The sequence below is a fragment of the Azospirillum sp. UENF 211521 genome, assembly GCF_058780535.1.
In genome coordinates this window covers 111571-128381 of record NZ_JBSNCF010000001.1, presented here as the reverse complement: position 1 = coordinate 128381, position 16811 = coordinate 111571, and the positions used below count along the sequence as shown (strand labels likewise).

Sequence of the window (16811 nt, the reverse complement as noted above, 5' to 3'; positions counted from 1 at the left end):
GAGCCGCCGATCCGGCGGCCTTTTGCCTGCGCGCGGGCGCAGGGACACACCGCGGGCTCCCCTTCCGGGGGGCGCGCGTTCAGGCTCCGCGCGTCGGACGCGTCAGAGCACGATGCCGGTGGTACTTGGGGTCGCCTTCATGACGGGACTCCATACCGTGGAAAAGGCGGTTCGCCAAGGGCGAAGGCGGAGCAGCCCAACCACCTGGTCCGGCACGCTGTAATCGGGCTTGACGGAAATCATCCGATAGCGGATTAATTGCTTCTCTGCACCAAGGAGAGGAGTCATGCAGACCTTGTGGAACGCCCTGCTGCGGCAGTGGCTGGACCGCGACGGCGACGACGCCGGCGTGGAGACGCTGAGCGCCCATCTGCGGCGCGACATCGGGCTGGACGGAACCGAAGCGGGCTATGTCCCGGCCCAACACATCCGGGAACGGAACCTTTCTGACGCCCGGTCATTTTTGACGTTGCAAGCGTACCGCTGACAGGCGATACCCGATCCTGCGGTTTCCCTTCGGGGCCGCGCCTTCCTTCAACCCCTGCCTTCCTTCAACCCACGGAGACCACGATGAAAGCCATCGTACCCACCACCCCGAATCGCCGACAGGGCGATTGGAGCGCCCATACCGCCCGGCGAGCTAACGGCTCCCTTCTTCAACCCAGCGCATTGGAACGCGAATTCCGGATATCGAGAGGAAGCCATGTGTGTCTTTTTGGGGTTTTGCGGTCGTTCGGTCTTCGTTGAGCACGCCCACTGGGCCTCTCCGGATCGTTTTTTCGACGCCCGGCGGGATAACGGGGAATTCGTGATATGGCTTGGACGCCTGAACATCATCTACACACCGGCCCGATGGGGTCCTCGCTCGGGGAGGGTCGCTGATGCCGGCCCCTGTTCGCGCTGACGGGGTTCGCCCTGACGAGGTGACCACCGTCGTCCATGTGCTCGAGGCGTTTCGCAAGCTCGATCCCGACCTGCCGATCCAGTACGCGCTGTCCTTCATGACGATCGCGCAGAACGAAGGGATTTCCATCGGCGAGCTTGCGGAACGCCTGGGCATCGCCCAATCCTCCGCGTCGCGCAACGTCGCCGCGCTCAGCCGCTGGCACAGCTTCGGGAAGGCCGGGCTCGATCTCGTCCAGGCCCAGGAAGACCCGCGCGAACGCCGCCGCAAGATCGTCACGCTCACCGACACCGGCCGCGCCTTCCTCGAGGAGCTGCGCGCCATCGTGAAGCCGGCGGTCCACACCCCGTCCGAACCGCGCCGCGCCCGTTCGGCCTGACCTACCCTGCCCATCCGTTGTGTTCGGTCCGCAGCGCTTGACCGGGGTGGCCCATCCTGCCACACCAGCCCCGGACCCACCGACGGACCCGCGCGCCATGACCTCCTCCGCCTGCCCCTGCTGTTCCGGCCTTTCCTTCGAGACCTGCTGCGGCCCGATCCTGGCCGGCGCGCCCGCCGCGACGGCGGAGGCGCTGATGCGGTCGCGCTACACCGCCTTCGTGCGCCACGACCTCGACCATGTGGAGCGCACCCACGCGCCGGAGATCCGCGAGGACTTCAACCGCGCCGAGGCGGAGCGGGTGGCCGACGAGTGCGACTGGCAGCGGCTCGACGTGCTGCGCGCGACGGAGGAGGGCGACGAGGGCACCGTCGAGTTCCTCATCCACTTCCGCCGCGACGGCCAGGACATGCGCCACCACGAGCGGGCCTCCTTCCGCCGCATCGACGGCCAGTGGCTCTACAGCGCCGGCGAGGTGAACCCGAAGGGCGAGCCGCGCCGGGTCGTCAAGGTCGGCCGCAACGAGCCCTGCCCCTGCGGGTCTGGGAAGAAGTTCAAGGCCTGCTGCGGCCGTTGAGGGCCACGGGGACTGGACCATGGAACCGCGCTTCGCCTGCACCGCCTGCGGAAAATGCTGCCACGGGCTGCTGCCGCTGACGCTCACGGACGCGGTGGCCCACGCCGTCCGCTTCCCGCTGGCGCTGGTCTGGACGGTGGTGCGGTCGAATGCGAAATCCTACGACCTCGCCACCCGGCTGGGCACCAGCGTGCGCCTGCCCAACCGCAAGACGGTGGCGGTGCTGATCCAGCCCAGCGCCTATCTGCCGAATCACTTTCCCTGCCCGGCGCTCCAGCCGGACAATCTCTGCGGCATCCACGCCGACAAGCCGTCGCGCTGCCGGACCATGCCCTTCTACCCCTACCGCGAGGAGAAGGATCAGGCCGACCTGCTGGTTCCGCGCAAAGGCTGGGAGTGCGACGTCTCGGCGGAGGCGCCGGTCGTCTACCGCAACCACGCCATCCTCGACCGCAAGGACTTCGACCGCGAGCGCGCCGACCTGCTGGAGCAGGCGCCGGTCATGCGCACCTACGCCGACTATGTGCTGAAATACATGCCGTGGATCGTCAACGATTTGGCGAAGATGGCCGCGGCCCCGGCGGGGGGAAAGCTGGTGACCAGCCTGTCCTCCTTCCTGACGGCGACCCGACGCACCGACGCGCGGGAACTGGCGGCGGCCCAGGCGCCGCTGATGCAGGCGATGGCCGAGCGCACCCGGAACGATCCGGCGCTGGCCGATTTCCACAAGAACTACGCGGGCTGGGCGAAGGAGATGGAGCGGCTGGCGCAGCGGGGGTGATCGGTCCGCCGGGTCAGGCGGCGATCCCCAGCCCCTGGCGCAGCAGCCCGACCAGCACGCGCAGCGCCCGTTCCTGCTGGTCCAGCGTCAGGCCGGAGCGGCCGGGCTGGTCGGCGACCTGCTCCGGCAGCGGCGGCAGGTGGATGAAGCCCATGGGAACGTCGAGGTCCGCCGTCTCGATCAGGTGGCGGGCGCGGTAGAACAGGTGGTTGCAGACGAAGCCGCCGGCGTGGTCGCTGAAGGTCACCGGCAGCCCGGCGATGGCCAGCTCGCGGACCAGCGTGGGGACGGGCAGGGTGGAGCCGTAGGCGGTCGGCCCGTCCGGCTCGATGGCGTCGTCGGTGCGCACCACCCCGGCGTTGTCGGCCTGCTCGCTCTCGTCGCGGTTCCAGGCCAGCCGCTCGATCTTGATGTACTCGGACCCGGCGGCCAGCCCGAAGCACAGGGCGGCGGCGGGCCGGTGCTCCTCCAGCAAGGCGGCGAAGGCCGCGCCGCAGGCGTCGTATTCGACCGGCAGGACCGCCGTGACGATCCCCGGCTCGCCGGCCAGCCGCTCCATGAGGAGCGCCGTCGGGTTGACGGCGTGATCCCCGAAGGGCTGGAACCCGGTGAGCAGGATGGGAGCCGTCACGGCGGACGCCTTTCGGTCGGTGGGGCAGGGACCAAAACGATCGCGTTCCAAATCCCCTCTCCCCTCTGGGGAGAGGGTTAGGGTGAGGGGGGTGCGCGTGTCGGTAGGTCCGGCAAAAGCGCAACCCCCTCACCGGCCCTTCGGGCCACCCTCTCCCCGGAGGGGAGAAGGTTACGGCTCAGGGACGCAGAAGGCCGATGATGTCCTTCACGCCGTTCAGGTTCGTCTCGGCGATGGCCGCCGCGCGCTCGCCGCCGCGGCGCAGCAGGCGGTCGATCTCCGCCTTGTCGTCCAGCAGCTCCTTCATGCGGGTGGTCATCGGGGCCAGCTTGGCGACCGACAGGTCGACCAGCGCCGCCTTGAAGCCGGAGAACTGGGCGCCCGCGAACTGCTGCACCGTCTGCTCGCGCGTTTGGCCGGACAGGGCGGCGTAGATGGTCACGAGGTTGTCGGCCTCCGGACGCTTCTCCAGGTCGGCCAGATTGTCCGGCAGCGGCTCCGGATCGGTCTTGGCCTTGCGGACCTTCGTCGCGATGGTGTCGGCGTCGTCGGTCATGTTGATGCGCGAATATTCGGACTCGTCCGACTTGCTCATCTTCTTGGTGCCGTCGCGCAAGGACATCACGCGCGTCGCCTCGCCGAGGATCTGCGGCTCGGGCAGCGGGAAGAACTCGGTGTCGTAGCGGCGGTTGAAGGCGCCGGCGATGTCGCGGGCCAGCTCCAGATGCTGCTTCTGGTCCTCGCCCACCGGGACGTGGGTGGCCTTGTAGAGCAGGATGTCGGCGGCCATCAGCACCGGGTAGGAGTAGAGGCCGAGATTCGCCATGTCCTTCTGCTTGCCGGCCTTCTCCTTGAACTGCGTCATGCGGTTCAGCCAGCCGAGCGGCGTGTGGCAGGAGAGGATCCAGGCCAGCTCCGAATGGGCCGGGACGAAGGACTGGTTGAAGAGGATGTTCTTCTCCGGGTCGATGCCGGCGGCGATGTAGGCCGCGGTGACCTCGCGGATGTTGTTGCGCAGGACCTCCGCGTCCTGGTCGATGGTCAGCGCGTGCAGGTCGACGACGCAGAAGATGCACTCGTAGCTGTTCTGCAGTTCGACCCAGTTGCGCAGCGCCCCCAGATAGTTGCCGAGGTGAAGCTGCCGGGTCGGCTGCATGCCGGAGAAGATGCGGTTCACGGGAGGACTCTCGCTCGAAACTTCTGGGAGGCGGCTGTTATCGCGCCGGAACCGGGCGGGGTCAAGACACGGGCGGCTCCAATTCCGGAGTGTCCTTGCGCAGGAAGCCCTTCAGGTCGGCCAGATCGGTGGCGCCGGTCAGCTGCGCCAGAGCCCCGAACACCGCGACGCCGCCGCCGACCAGCAGCGCCAGCGCGCCGAAGCGGACCAGGGTGGACGCGGCCTCCAGCCATGGCGCCAGGGCCGACGCCCCGACCAGGAGCGCCGCCCCCATGCCCAGCGCCGCCGCGGCGATGCGCGGCGCGCGGCCGAGGAAGCGCCCGTCCAGCTGCAGGAACCCCCGGCGGCGCAGCGCGTGGGCCAGCAAAGCGAGGTTCAACCAAGCGGTCAGCCCGGTGGCCAGCGCGATCCCGACATGGCCCAGCACCGGCATCAGCGCGATGCCCAGCGCCAGGTTGGCCACCGTCACCACCACGGCGACGCGCACCGGGGTCGCCGTGTCCTGGCGGGCGAAGAAGGCGGCGTTCAGCGCCTTGACGATGACATGGGCGGGGATGCCGATGGCGTAGGCGGCCAGCGCCCAGGCCGTCGCCTGCGCCTCCGCCGGGCCGAAGGCGCCGCGCTCGAAAAGCACCGAGACGATGGGCGCCCCGGCCACCCCCAGCGCCACCGCCGCCGGCAGGCCGAGCAGCAGGCTGAACTCCAAGGCGCGGCTGAGGTAGTGGCGGACCATCCGCTCGTCCCCCGCCGCGGCGTAACGGGCTAGCACGGGCAGCAGGGCTGTGCCGATGGCGATGCCGATGACGCCCAGCGGCATCTGGTTCAGCCGGTCGGCGTAATAGAGGAAGGACACCGCGCCCGACGGCAGCAGCGAGGCCAGGACGACGTTCAGGAACAGGTTGATCTGCATGACACCGGCGCCGATGGCCCCCGGCCCGACCAGCCGGAACAGGCGGCGCATCCCCTCGGTCAGCCGCGGCGGGGTCAGCCGCAGCGTCACCCCCGCCGCCCGGCAGGCCCAGCCCATCCAGACCAGCTGCACCACGCCGGACAGCGTCACCGCCGCGGCCATCGCCCGTCCCGGCTCCAGCCCCAGCCGCGGCGCGGTCAGCAAGGCGGCGATCAGCGTCAGGTTGAAGGCGATCGGCGCGGCGGCGAAGGGGCCGAAGCGGTCCAGCGCGTTCAGAATCCCGCCCAGCAGCGCCACCAGGGAAATCAGCGTCAGGTAGGGAAAGGTCAGCCGCGCCATGTCGACGGCCAGCGCGAACTTCGCCGGCTCATCCACGAAGCCGGGCGCCAGGACGTGCATCAGCGCGGGCATCGCCAGGATGGCCAGCGCGGTGAAGGGCAGCAGCACGCACAGCAGGACCGCCAGCGCCTGCTCGGCGAAGGCCACGGCGGCGGCCCGGCCGTTGCGCTGAAGCTCCGCCGCGAACAGCGGGACGAAGGCGACGCTGAAAGCCCCCTCCGCGAACAGGCGGCGGAAGAAATTCGGCAGTTTCAGCGCCACGAAGAAGGCGTCGGCCACCGGCCCGGCGCCGAGCACCGCCGCGGTCAGGATGTCGCGGGCGAAGCCGGCCAGCCGGCTGAGCAGGGTCAGGCCGCCGACGGTGGCGATGGCGCGGGCAAAGCTCATCCGCCGGCCGCCCGGTTCGCCGCCAGTCCCCGCGGCAGCGTCGCCAAACAACCCGCAAAAGTTTGATTATTCTCTACTTTTTGTATCATTGGTCGCCGGGTTGTCCATTGAAGAGGGAAGTCGGCTGGCGCATAATGCGTGTTGGGCAGTGTTTGAGGTCGGCAGTGCGACGATGGATCGCTTTTCCGCGGGGGATGGATGCCCGTCTCGTTCTTCCCGCCGTTGCCGTCGCCGTCGCCATCGCGGCGCTTTGGTGGACGCTGCTGACCCGCATCGACCGCGAGGAACGCTTCCTCGACCAGACCACCCGCCAGCACACGGCGGCGATGGCGCAGCTGGTCGAGGAACAGGCCATCGCCACCTTCCGCCGGCTGGACGATCTGCTGATCGACGTGGCCTCCCATGTCGAGAAGGACATTCCGCTCCTGATTCCCACCCGGCGGTCGTTCGAGGAAGGGCTGGCCGCCTCCATCCGGATTTACGACGCGAACAGCTGGCTGTCCATGGGCTTGGGGCGGACCACCACCCGCAACCCGGTGCTGGAGTGGGAGGAGTTCGCCCGGCACAAGTCCGGCGCCCACCGGAAGGGGAACCAGAAGGGGTTCGTCATCGGCCTGCCCTTCGTCAGCCCGGGCACGATGGACGTCTTCATCCCGGTGTCGCGCCGGCTGGAGGGGACGGACGGGACGTTCCGCGGCGTCGCCGTGATCGACGTCCCGGCGGAAATCTTTTCCCGCTTCTATGGCCGGTTGGACCTGCCGCGCGACAGCTCGGTCGCCATCGCCCGAGCCGACGGTCCGCTGCTGGCCCGCCAAGCCCTTCAGGACCAAGTGTTCGGACGCAGCTTCCGCGGCTCCGGCCTGTGGCCGGAGGCCGGCAGCGGAACCGTCCGTCACCACCGCGTCGTCAGCCCGGTCGACGGGGTCGAGCGCATCTACGCCTTCCGCGCCTCCGCCGACTACCCGCTGGTGACGGTGGTCGGCGAGTCGGTGGAGACGGTGTTCGGCGCGTGGCGGCAGAACCGCTTCGTCTCGATCGTCTGGGCCGCCGCCACCACCGCGGTGATCCTGCTGTTCACCACCGCCTTCCTGGTCGAGTTTCAGCGGCGCCGCCATGGCGACCGGGCGCTGCGCATCCGCAACCGGGCCATGGAGTGGAGCGGCGACGGCATCCTGATCGCCGACGCCACCCGGCCCGGCGTGCCGGTGGTCTACACCAACCCCGCCTTCTCGCGGCTGATGGGGATCGCTCCCGGCGCCGCCGACGGGCGCGCCACGCGGGACGTGCTGGGCAGCCTGATGGAGGACGAGGAGGGCCTGTGCCCGCTGTGCGACGGCGCCGAGGACGCCGGGGACACGCGCGCGGAGTTCGTCCGTCCGGGCGCCGCGGGACGCGGCGCGGCGGAGGTCTGGCTGGAGCTGCGCGCCTCGCCGGTGCGCGGTCCCGGCGGGAGGCTGGTCAGCGTGATCGCCACCGTCCGCGACATCACCGAGCACAAGACCGCCCAGGCCGCGCTGGCCGAGGCGCGGCGGGAGGCCGACCGCGCCAACATCGGCAAGTCGAAGTTTCTGGCGGCGGCCAGCCACGACCTGCGCCAGCCCGTGCAGTCGCTGATGCTGCTGATGGAGGCGCTGTCCACACGCGCCACCGACCCCGCCATGCGCAAGATCCTCACCACCATGGACCGCGCGCTGGGCGCGTTGAAGATGCTGCTCGACGGGCTGCTGGACGTGTCGCGGCTGGAGGCCGGGGCGGTCGAGCCGAAGCGCACGGTCTTCCCGGTGACCGAGCTGCTGGATCGTGTGGCCGCCAACAGCCGCTCGGTGGCGGTGCGCAAGGGGCTTCTGCTGCACATCATGCCCTGCGGCGCCCATGTGGAGAGCGACCCGATGCTGCTCGGCCGCATCCTGCAGAACTTCGTGGAGAACGCCCTGCGCTACACCAACCGCGGGCGCATCCTGGTCGGCTGCCGGCGGCGCGGCGCGCTGCTGCGGATCGAGGTGTGGGACACCGGCATCGGCATCCCCACCGACCGGCAGGAGGACATCTTCCACGAGTTCGTCCAGGTCGGGAACGCCAGCCGCGACCGCGACCAGGGGCTTGGCCTCGGGCTCGCCGTGGTGCGCCGGCTGGCCGGCATGCTGGAGCATCCGGTCAGCCTGCGCTCCGAACCGGGGCGCGGCTCGGTCTTCCGGGTGGAGGTGCCGCTCGCCGAACCGCCCGATCCCGCCGAGACGCTGCCGGAGGACTTTCCCGTGACCGCCCGCATGCGGGCCGGCGCCCGCGTGCTGGTGGTCGAGGACGATCCCATCGTCCGCGAGGGGCTGTGCGCGATGATCCGGCAATGGGGCCACGAGGTGTTTCCCGCCGCCAGCTTCGGCGAGGCGGTGGAGGCGCTGCGCCGCCACCCCGATCCCGACGTGATCGTCGCCGATTACCGTCTGGGCGAAGGGCACACCGGCACCGAGGCCATCCGCGAGGTGCGGCGGCGGTCGAAGCGCCCGATCCCCGGTATCCTGGTGACCGGCGACACCGCTCCGGAGCGTCTGGCCGAGGCCGAGGCCGGCAAGTTCAGCATCCTGCACAAGCCCGTCCTGGCCGACGACCTGCGCCGGGCCATCGCCCTGGCCCTGGCCCCGGCCGCGCTGGGCCCACCGGTGCCGTCCGGCGCGGCGCCGCGCGAATTGGTTGACTGAACCGGCCTTTCGCCATCCTAAAACCGTGTCATGCGCCGGGCGTGCGGCAGCCCGTGCCTGTTTGCCCATTGCGCCGGACCCGCCGCTTTGCTTGTCTGCCCGTTTCGGAGGCAGCGTCCGCCGTCTCCGACCCGAAAGCGTTCGATAAAAAGAACCTGTTCCCGGAGAGAGGAATCCACCCATGATCCGTGCGAAGCTGGCTGTGACCGCCGCCGCCGCCCTGGGGGCCGGCCTGTGGGCCGGGGCCGCCCAGGCCGACATCACCATCGCGCTGGCCGGTCCGATGACCGGCGCCGCCGCCGCCTACGGCGAGCAGACCCGCGCCGGGGTCGAGGCCGCCGTGGCCGACATCAACGCCAAGGGCGGGCTGCTCGGCCAGAAGCTGGTCCTGACCATCGCCGACGACGCCTGCGACGCCAAGCAGGCGGTGGCCGCCGCCAACAAGCTGGTGAGCCAGAACGTCGCCGCGGTGATCGGCCATGTCTGCTCCGGCGCTTCGATCGCCGCCTCCAACGTCTATGGCGAGGAGGGGATCGTGATGATCTCCCCCACCGCGACCAGCCCGCAGCTCACCGACCGCGGTCTGAAGAACGTCTTCCGCGTCTGCGGCCGCGACGACCAGCAGGGCGAGGTGGCGGCCAAGCTGATCGCCGACCGCTACAAGGGCAAGAAGGTCGCCATCGTCCACGACAAGCAGGCCTACGGCCAGGGCCTCGCCGACGACGTGAAGCGCCGCCTGAACGCCGCCGGCATCACCGAGGCCGCCTTCACCAGCATCACCGCCGGCGAGAAGGACTATTCCGCGCTGATCACCCGCCTGAAGTCGGACGGCGTGGACGTGCTCTATTACGGCGGTTACGACCAGGAGCTGGGCCTGATCGCCCGTCAGGCCGCCGACCAGCAGTTCCGCCCGCAGATCATCGGCGCCGACGGCATCCAGCCGCAGTCCTACTGGAACATCGCCGGCGACACGGCGGAAGGCACGCTGTTCACCTTCTCGCCCGACCCGCAGCGCAACCCCGCCGCCAAGCCGGTGGTGGAGGCCCTGCAGGCCAAGAACATCCGCACCGACGGCTTCACGCTGTTCGCCTACGCCGCGGTGCAGACCTACGCGGAGGCCGTGCAGAAGGCCAACAGCGCCAAGCCCGACGCCGTGGCGAAGGCCCTGCGCGCCGGCCCGTCCTTCGACACGGTGGTCGGGTCGCTGTCCTTCGACGACAAGGGCGACCTGAAGCAGCCGGGCTACGTGTTCTGGGCCTGGAAGAACGGCGAGAAGGTCCAGGTGGACTGAGTCCGCTTGGCTGATTCGTCGGCAAGGAAGGCGGGGCCTCGGTGCCCCGCCTTTTTTCTGTCCGCCTGATCCCCGGCGCGCCCGATTCTCCGAAAGGTCGGCGATTGCCAAAGGTCGGCATGAACCTTTTTCACCGCCGCCGTGTTTGCGCAGAGGTAACCGCACACCGTCACCACACACCGCCAACAACTCCGCCATTGGGCAGGGAGGCCGCGATGCATCGCCACGCCGGACGCCTTTCGCGCACTCGCAGCACCACCGGGATCATCCTGTGCGCCGGCCTTCTCGGGCTCAGTGCCTGCGCCTCGCTGGGGCCGCCGCGCACCGCGGAGCCGGCACCCGGAGCGGTGGAGGCGCTGAACGCCATGGTGACGGGGCCGTGCAACCGCCCCGCCGCGTCGGTCCTCGCCGGGGAGGGCATTCCGGTCGGGCAGTTCCGGACCGCGATCTACAGCGAGGCGCGCACCGGGCCGAGCGCGCGGGTGTCGCAGTACGAAATGTGGCTCTATCCGCGCGACAAGGCCGGCGTCCTCATCGTCAAGATGGACGAGAGCTGCCGGCCGATGCAGGTCTACACGCGGGAAGGCGGCAACGTGCAAGCCTTCAAGGCGGGGTAGGCGTCGCCTCGGCCGCCGGGACTCTGGCAATCGCCGACTCCGATTCCGGAGCCGGTTGGGTTGGCAATCGCCGACTGACCAGCCGCCGATTGCCCCGCCGCCGACTCACCCGCGCGCGGCGGGGAGGATCTTGCGCTCCGGAATCGGCGGAGGCGACGGGTAGAGGAGGACGCCGGTGTCGGAGAACTCCACCCGCGCCGCCTCGTAGACGGCCAGCGCGAGGTCCAGCGCGACGCGGAACTCCGGCTTGAAGTGCTTCAGCTCCTTGTAGCCGCCGCCGAACTGGGTGAAGAGCGCCTTCCAGGTCACCGGAATCGGGTCGCGCAGCACGTGCAGCCGGTAGGCCAGCCAGACATAGACGTCGATTGCCATGGAACAGCCGCCGATGTGGCGGATCGCCGGCTCCCAGATCGGGACGGGGGAGCGCTTCAGCGCGGCGAAGAAGGTTTCCGACAGCTGCACCGTCTCGCGCCACAGCGTGCCCTGGCCGTCGTCGTCGCGCAGGCGGATGCCGCCGTTGACGATGTTCTCCTTGGCGAAGCCCTCGGCCCCGTCCTTGTCCCAGAAGAAGGTCAGGCGGCACAGGTTGATGCGGGTCGCCTGCTCCTGCACCGCCTTGTAGGTGGAGCCGCCGGCCGAGACGCCCATGCGGTCAAGCCAGTCGTTCATCGAGCGGCCAAGCTCGATCTCGCGGCTGTTGTCCTGGATGGCGCGGGTCTGGAGATAGAGCAGGATCAGCCGCGCCTTGGCGCCGTATGGGACGCCGACCGGCATCAGGCTGCCGTCGCGCTTGCGCTCCTTGCCCGGCTCGACCAGCAGGGTGACGCGGCCCTGGTCGCGGCGCCATTCGGCGTCCGGCGCCAGCTTCCGGTGGGGCAGGCTGGTCAGGCAGAATCCGGAATAGGTGATGCCCAGCGCGTTGGACTCGTCCTCCAGCACCGCCGCCGCGACATCGACGACGCTGGCCCGCTTCGGGTCCACGAGGTTCCGCGCCTCGCGCCGGCCATGCGTCATGATGAGTTGGTGCACGTCGCCCATAGGTCCCCCCGTCCATTCTGCCTGCAGTCGATCATGCACCGTCGGGAGAGTCCATTTGGCGATCGCCGACGAGGCTAATTGAGACCTAATTGCTGGAGTCTATTTGCTAGGTCGGCGATTGCCTGGGGACGACTCGGGGGTGCGTCGGCGATTGCCAGAAGACTCGTCGGCGTTCGCCAAGAGACCTTGTGGGAATCATCGGAGACTCGGCCCAGACTTAAAGCGACTCGGGCATTGGTCGGCGATTGCCAAGGCGGGGTGGGGCGGGCGAGTCGCGACTCGGGATGTCATGGGTGGACTTGGCGATGTCTGGCCGATGTCCGGGCCGGTGGTCGGCGATTGCCAAGGCGCCGCTGTGGGCCGGTTTGGCAATCGCCGACTCCTCCCTCTCGCGCCCCGGGAGAGGGACGTCGGAACGGTCGGCGATTGCCAAGGCGGCTCCCCCAAGACGGCCCCCCATGCCGGGCACCCCTGCCTTGCGGGACCATGCGGGCACGAAACGCCAGCGCGGCTGTTTACGCTTGGCCTCCGCGATGATGGGGGCGTGCTTTGGGAGATCCGCGAGATGAGCGACGAGGATTTCACGGACCGCGTTCTGGACGGCGTGAACGGGCTGGACGGAACCGCCCGCCGCAAGGCCGTCGCCCTGGGCGCGGAGGTGCCGGCCCTGCGCGACGGGCTCCAGGTGCCCAGCTCGCGCATGGTGCTGATGCCGGCGCTGGGCGCGCTGTGGGCGGCCGGGCTGGGCATGGAGAAGCCGGGCTGGTCGCGCCTCGCCCGGCAGGGGCTGCTCGCCATCGCGCTGGGGACGGTGGCCGGCAAGGGGATCAAGCGCGTCGTCTGCCGCGCCCGCCCGAACGAGGGCCGCGACCCCAGCCGCTGGGGCAAGGCGGACGGCAAGCACGCCTCCTTCCCCTCCGGCCACGCCATCAACGTGTCGGCGCTGACTACGGCGGTCGGGCTGAACCGCGGCCTGTCCCCGGAAACCATGGTCACCCTGGGCTTCGCCGCGGCGGTGGGCTGGTCGAGCCTCGCCACCGAACGGCACTGGGCGTCCGACTACGCCGCCGGCATGGCGACCGGCGTGCTGGCCGGCCTGGCCGCCAAGGCGCTCGACGGCTGGGCGGAGGACACGCTGTCCTAAAGCGCCGTCCTCAGCCGGCCGGATCGGCGAGCGCGTGCAGCAGCCGCTCGCGGATCTGGGCCAGCTTGCTCTCGTGGGTGACCTTCAGGCCGAAGACGTCCTTCACATAGAAGACGTCGATGGCCTTCTCGCCATAGGTCGAGATCTTCGCCGAGGAGATCTGCAGCGTCAGGTTGGTCAGCGCGCGGGTCAGGTCGTAGAGCAGGCCGGGGCGGTCGCGCCCGTTGACCTCGATCACCGTGTGGGTGGTCGAAGCGTTGTTGTCGATCAGCACGCGCGGCGGCACGTGGAAGACGCGGGTGCGGCTGGCGTGCGGGGCCTTGCGCTTGGTCAGGTCGTGCAGTGGCTTCAACTGGCCGGACAGCACCTTCTCGATCATCACCGACAGCTTGGCGAGCTTGTCGCCGCTCTCGAAGGCGCCGCCGCCCGCCGCGTCCTGCACGGTGAAGACATCCAGCGCCATGCCGTTGGTCATGGTGAAGATGCGGGCGTCGACGATGTCCGCCCCCGCCGCCGCCAGCGCTCCGGCGAGGCGGGAGAACAGGCCGTGGTGGTCGGTGGCGAAGATCGTCACCTCGGTGATCGCCCGGCCGCGGTCGATGCGCGTGTTGACGGTCAGCGGCCGCTCGTCGCGCAGCGCCTCGCGGACCAGCCGCGCCTGCCGGCCCAGCGTCTCCGCGTCGAAGGCCAGCCAGTAGGCGGGGTAGCCGAGCGCGAGGTGCCGCTCGAAATCGGCGTCGTCGAAGTCGGACAGCTCGGCGCGCAGCGCCGCCTGGGCGGCCTGGATGCGGCGCCCGCGCCCTTCGACCGACAGGCCGCCGGACATCACCTCCTCCGAGCGGTTGTACAGCTCGCGCAGCAGCGTGGCCTTCCAGTTGTTCCAGCGCTGCGGCCCGACCGCCCGGATGTCTGCCACCGTCAGCACCAGCAGCAGGCGCAGCCGCTCCGGCGACTGGACGAGCGAGACGAAGTCGCGCACCGTCTTGTCGTCCTCCAGGTCGCGCTTGAAGGCGGTGTAGGACATGGCGAGGTGCCAGCGCACCAGCCAAGCCACCGTCTCCGTCTCCTCCGCCGTCAGGCCGAGGCGCGGGCACAGCTTCTCCGCCACCCGCGCGCCGAGGATGGAATGGTCGCCGCCGCGGCCCTTGGCGATGTCGTGCAGCAGCACGGCGACGTAGAGCGCGCGCCGCGACACCACCTTGTGGATCACCTCCGACGACAGCGGCAGCTCGTCGGTCAGCTCGCCCATCTCGATCTTGTGCAGGATGCCGAGAGCGAACAGCGTGTGCTCGTCCACCGTGTAGACATGGTACATGTCGTACTGCATCTGCGCGACCACCCGGCCGAAGTCGGGGATGAAGCGGGCCAGCACCCCGGCCTCGTTCATGCGGCGCAGCGTGATCTCCGGGTCCTTGCGGCCGGTCAGGATCTCCAGGAACAGCCGGTTGGCCTCCAGGTCGGCGCGCAGCTTCGGCCCCACCACCGACAGCGAGCGCGTGATGGCGCGCAGCGCGTTGGGGTGGATGTCGATGTCGTTCTGCTGGGCGGTGTGGAACAGCCGGATCATATCCAGCGGCTCGTCCTTGAACTGGCGGTCGCTGCGGACGTTCAGACGCTCGCCGTCCACCACGAAGCCGTCCACGTCCTTGCGGCGGGCCAGCGCCGCCAGCCGCAGGATGTTGAACTTGGGCGGGCGCTTCGATTCCGCCTCCAGCGCTGCGCAGAAGATGCGGGTCAGGTCGCCGACGTCCTTGGCGACCAGGAAGTAATGCTTCATGAAGCGCTCCACGCCCTTGGTCCCGGCGTGGTCGGTGTAGCCCATGCGGTTGCCGATCGACGTCTGCACGTCGAAGGTCAGCCGGTCCTCCATGCGCCCGGTCAGGTAGTGCAGGTGGCAGCGCGCGGTCCACAGGAAGTTCTGCGCCTTGGCGAAGCGCTGCGCCTCCTCCGGCAGCAGCACCTTCTTGCCGACCAGATCATCCACATCCTCGACCCGGTACAGGTATTTGGCGATCCAGAACAGGGTCTGCAGGTCGCGCAGGCCGCCCTTGCCGTCCTTCAGGTTGGGTTCCAGCACGTAGCGGCTGTCGCCCAGCTTCAGGTGGCGGTTGTCGCGCTCGGCCAGCTTGGCCTCGACGAACTCCGGCCCGGTGCCGGCCACCACCTCGCGGTCGAAGCGGCGGCGCAACTCGGTGAACAGCTTGCGCGGACCCCAGAGGTAGCGGGACTCCAGGATGGCGGTGCGGATGGTCACGTCGGCCTTGGACTGGCGGATGCAGTCGTCGACGCTGCGCACCGCGTGGCCGACCTTCAGCCCGAGGTCCCACAGGATGTAGAGCATGTACTCGACCACCTGCTCCACCCGCGGGGTGCGCTTGTAGGGCAGCAGGAACAGCAGGTCGATGTCGGAGAAGGGCGCCAGCTCGCCCCGGCCGTAGCCGCCGGTAGCGACGATGTCGAACACCTCGCCGGAGGTCGGGTTGGGCGAGGGGAAGATGTGGGTGACCGTGAGGTCGGCCAGCGAACGCACCACCCCGTCGGCGAGGTAGCAGTTCTGCCGCACGCAGTCCTCGCCCGATCCCTTGGCCTCGAAGCGGGCGCGCACCTCGGCCCGCCCGTCGTTCAGCGCGGCGCGCAGCCGGGCGATCAGGGCGGGGCGCAGCTTGTCGCCGGTCCCATGCTCCGCCACCAGCGTCTCCAAATCCTCCGCCAGCTTGCGCCGGGACAGGATCGCGCGCTTGTTGGGGATGTTGGCGGTGCCGGCGTCCTTGGCGTCGGACGCGTCGGCGGAGGCGGCGCGGGTGGAGAGCATCGGCAAAACGTGAGCCTTCCCAGGGATGCGAGGGGGTGTGGCGAACCGTGCGGCGTCCCGACTATAACGGGAAAGAGGATAATTCGCACGCGGCACACCAAAAGAGGCTGCCGTCTGTTTCCTGCATGATCCCATTCGGAGCGCCGCGGTGACGGCCGTGCTGTGATGGCCGTCACTGACGCGCTCCATCCCAACGAGATAAGGAGTCCCCGGTGAGACACGCGCGAGGGAGGCCATTGATGATCCCGAACCCCGGAACGGCTCGGCGGGAGCTGGCGAACCTCGGGAATGCCCTGACCCTGGCGGAGCGCGGCCTGCCGCGCCACACCCCGGCCGAGCTGATGGCCTGGCTGGTGCACGCTCTGGCGCTGTGCCCCGGCTCCATCGGCGACGCGCTCCTGTTCGAGATCTGCGGCACCGCCACCGACGCCAAGGCCTCCGACGCCGTCAAGATCGCCCAGATCCGCAAGGGCTGGGCCGCGGTGGTGCGGGCGCAGTTCCGCCTGCGCGGGCTGACCGTGGTCGGCGGCGGAGGCGACTGGCGCGCCTGCGCCGCCTGACGGCCGGTCTCTCTCCGCCTACTCCTCGCGCACCGACAGGTGGATGTTGCCGCCGCCGTTGCCTTCGAGAATCTCGGCGGCCTCCACCTCGTCCTCCACCTCGGCGGTGCGCACCCACAGGATGACCCCGCCGGCCTCCAGCGCGCGGCTGAACTCGTCGGTGTCGGGGTGGCTGGTCAGCTCGTCCAGGTAATCCTTGATGGCGACGCCGCCCAAGCCGGCGGCGACGATGGCGGCCAGCGGCGCGGCGATCGGGCCGCCGACGATGGCGAGAAGCCCGGCGGTGGTCAGCGGGAAGGCGTATTTCAGCTCGCCCACCAGACCGGTCAGGGCTTCGTCCGTCGGGGCCTGCGGGCGCTGGTCGGCGGCCTCCAGCGAGGTGTGGCTGGCCAGGACCGACAGGTCGTCGCGGTCGAAGCCGGCGTCCAGCAGGGCGGCCACGGCCGTGTCGAAGGCCTCGCGGGTCTTGAACAGGGCGACGACCTCGCGCACCTCCCGGACGGTGTCCTGAACGTCCGTGGTCCGGCCATCAGTGTTGTCGGGCGCTTGCGTCACGGCGGTCTCCTTC

The 16811-nt window shown here is 69.8% G+C and carries 15 protein-coding genes; 9 read left to right on the top strand and 6 right to left on the bottom strand.

All coding sequences use genetic code 11. The annotated features are described in order from the left end of the window. Nucleotides 1-286: 286 nt before the first annotated feature. The 4 genes from ACWPN5_RS00575 (at nt 287) to ACWPN5_RS00560 (ending at nt 2641) form a co-directional block, all read left to right on the top strand. Nucleotides 287-487: a hypothetical protein gene (locus ACWPN5_RS00575; RefSeq protein ID WP_137139539.1), complete on the top strand. Its 201-nt coding sequence runs from the start codon at nt 287-289 to the stop codon at nt 485-487. 394 nt (nt 488-881) lie between these two features. After that, nucleotides 882-1283, top strand: coding sequence for a MarR family winged helix-turn-helix transcriptional regulator (locus tag ACWPN5_RS00570; RefSeq protein WP_200476594.1), 402 nt, complete (start codon nt 882-884; stop codon nt 1281-1283). A 97-nt stretch (nt 1284-1380) separates the two neighbouring features. Continuing rightward, nucleotides 1381-1860 (top strand): YchJ family protein, encoded by a 480-nt coding sequence (locus ACWPN5_RS00565; protein ID WP_145676175.1) that lies wholly within the window; start codon nt 1381-1383, stop codon nt 1858-1860. A 19-nt stretch (nt 1861-1879) separates the two neighbouring features. Then, a complete protein-coding gene (locus tag ACWPN5_RS00560; RefSeq protein WP_492293668.1) occupies nt 1880-2641 on the top strand; it encodes a YkgJ family cysteine cluster protein in 762 nt (253 codons plus the stop codon). Between the two features lie 13 nt (nt 2642-2654). On the opposite strand, the gene ACWPN5_RS00555 is transcribed toward ACWPN5_RS00560, so the two are convergent. The 3 genes from ACWPN5_RS00555 to murJ form a co-directional block, all read right to left on the bottom strand. Beyond that, nucleotides 2655-3272, bottom strand: a complete 618-nt coding sequence (locus ACWPN5_RS00555) for a pyroglutamyl-peptidase I (RefSeq protein WP_492293666.1) — start codon at nt 3270-3272, stop codon at nt 2655-2657. A 178-nt stretch (nt 3273-3450) separates the two neighbouring features. Next, nucleotides 3451-4449 (bottom strand): tryptophan--tRNA ligase, encoded by a 999-nt coding sequence (gene trpS, locus ACWPN5_RS00550; protein WP_014238993.1) that lies wholly within the window; start codon nt 4447-4449, stop codon nt 3451-3453. A 61-nt stretch (nt 4450-4510) separates the two neighbouring features. After that, nucleotides 4511-6085 carry a murein biosynthesis integral membrane protein MurJ gene (gene murJ / locus ACWPN5_RS00545; RefSeq protein ID WP_492293664.1) on the bottom strand — a complete coding sequence of 525 codons (1575 nt, stop codon included), beginning with the start codon at nt 6083-6085 and terminating at the stop codon, nt 4511-4513. A gap of 194 nt (nt 6086-6279) precedes the next feature. Here murJ and ACWPN5_RS00540 point away from each other — a divergent pair, with 194 nt between their 5' ends. The 3 genes from ACWPN5_RS00540 to ACWPN5_RS00530 all read left to right on the top strand — a co-directional run bounded on the left by ACWPN5_RS00540 (nt 6280) and on the right by ACWPN5_RS00530 (nt 10689). Further along, entirely contained in the window at nt 6280-8781 is a 2502-nt protein-coding gene (locus tag ACWPN5_RS00540) for an ATP-binding protein (RefSeq protein WP_145682722.1), read from the top strand. Between the two features lie 181 nt (nt 8782-8962). Then, entirely contained in the window at nt 8963-10072 is a 1110-nt protein-coding gene (locus ACWPN5_RS00535) for an ABC transporter substrate-binding protein (protein WP_200476600.1), read from the top strand. Nucleotides 10073-10287: 215 nt separating this feature from the next. Beyond that, nucleotides 10288-10689: a hypothetical protein gene (locus tag ACWPN5_RS00530; RefSeq protein WP_492293661.1), complete on the top strand. Its 402-nt coding sequence runs from the start codon at nt 10288-10290 to the stop codon at nt 10687-10689. 105 nt (nt 10690-10794) lie between these two features. Here the strand turns inward: ACWPN5_RS00530 and ACWPN5_RS00525 are convergent, their stop codons facing one another. After that, nucleotides 10795-11727 carry a replication protein RepA gene (locus ACWPN5_RS00525; RefSeq protein WP_014238998.1) on the bottom strand — a complete coding sequence of 311 codons (933 nt, stop codon included), beginning with the start codon at nt 11725-11727 and terminating at the stop codon, nt 10795-10797. Nucleotides 11728-12292: 565 nt separating this feature from the next. On the opposite strand from ACWPN5_RS00525, the gene ACWPN5_RS00520 reads away from it, so the two are divergent. Further along, entirely contained in the window at nt 12293-12871 is a 579-nt protein-coding gene (locus ACWPN5_RS00520) for a phosphatase PAP2 family protein (RefSeq protein WP_200476602.1), read from the top strand. A gap of 10 nt (nt 12872-12881) precedes the next feature. On the opposite strand, the gene ACWPN5_RS00515 is transcribed toward ACWPN5_RS00520, so the two are convergent. Beyond that, the gene (locus ACWPN5_RS00515; protein WP_492293658.1) at nt 12882-15683 is read right to left on the bottom strand and encodes a [protein-PII] uridylyltransferase; all 2802 of its coding nucleotides are present in this window, start codon (nt 15681-15683) and stop codon (nt 12882-12884) included. A 239-nt stretch (nt 15684-15922) separates the two neighbouring features. Between ACWPN5_RS00515 and ACWPN5_RS00510 the strand changes: the two genes are divergently transcribed. Further along, nucleotides 15923-16243 (top strand): hypothetical protein, encoded by a 321-nt coding sequence (locus ACWPN5_RS00510; RefSeq protein ID WP_109069893.1) that lies wholly within the window; start codon nt 15923-15925, stop codon nt 16241-16243. An 18-nt stretch (nt 16244-16261) separates the two neighbouring features. Here the strand turns inward: ACWPN5_RS00510 and ACWPN5_RS00505 are convergent, their stop codons facing one another. After that, on the bottom strand, nt 16262-16798 hold the full coding sequence (locus ACWPN5_RS00505) for a hypothetical protein (RefSeq protein ID WP_492293656.1): 537 nt from the start codon (nt 16796-16798) through the stop codon (nt 16262-16264). Nucleotides 16799-16811: the final 13 nt, after the last annotated feature.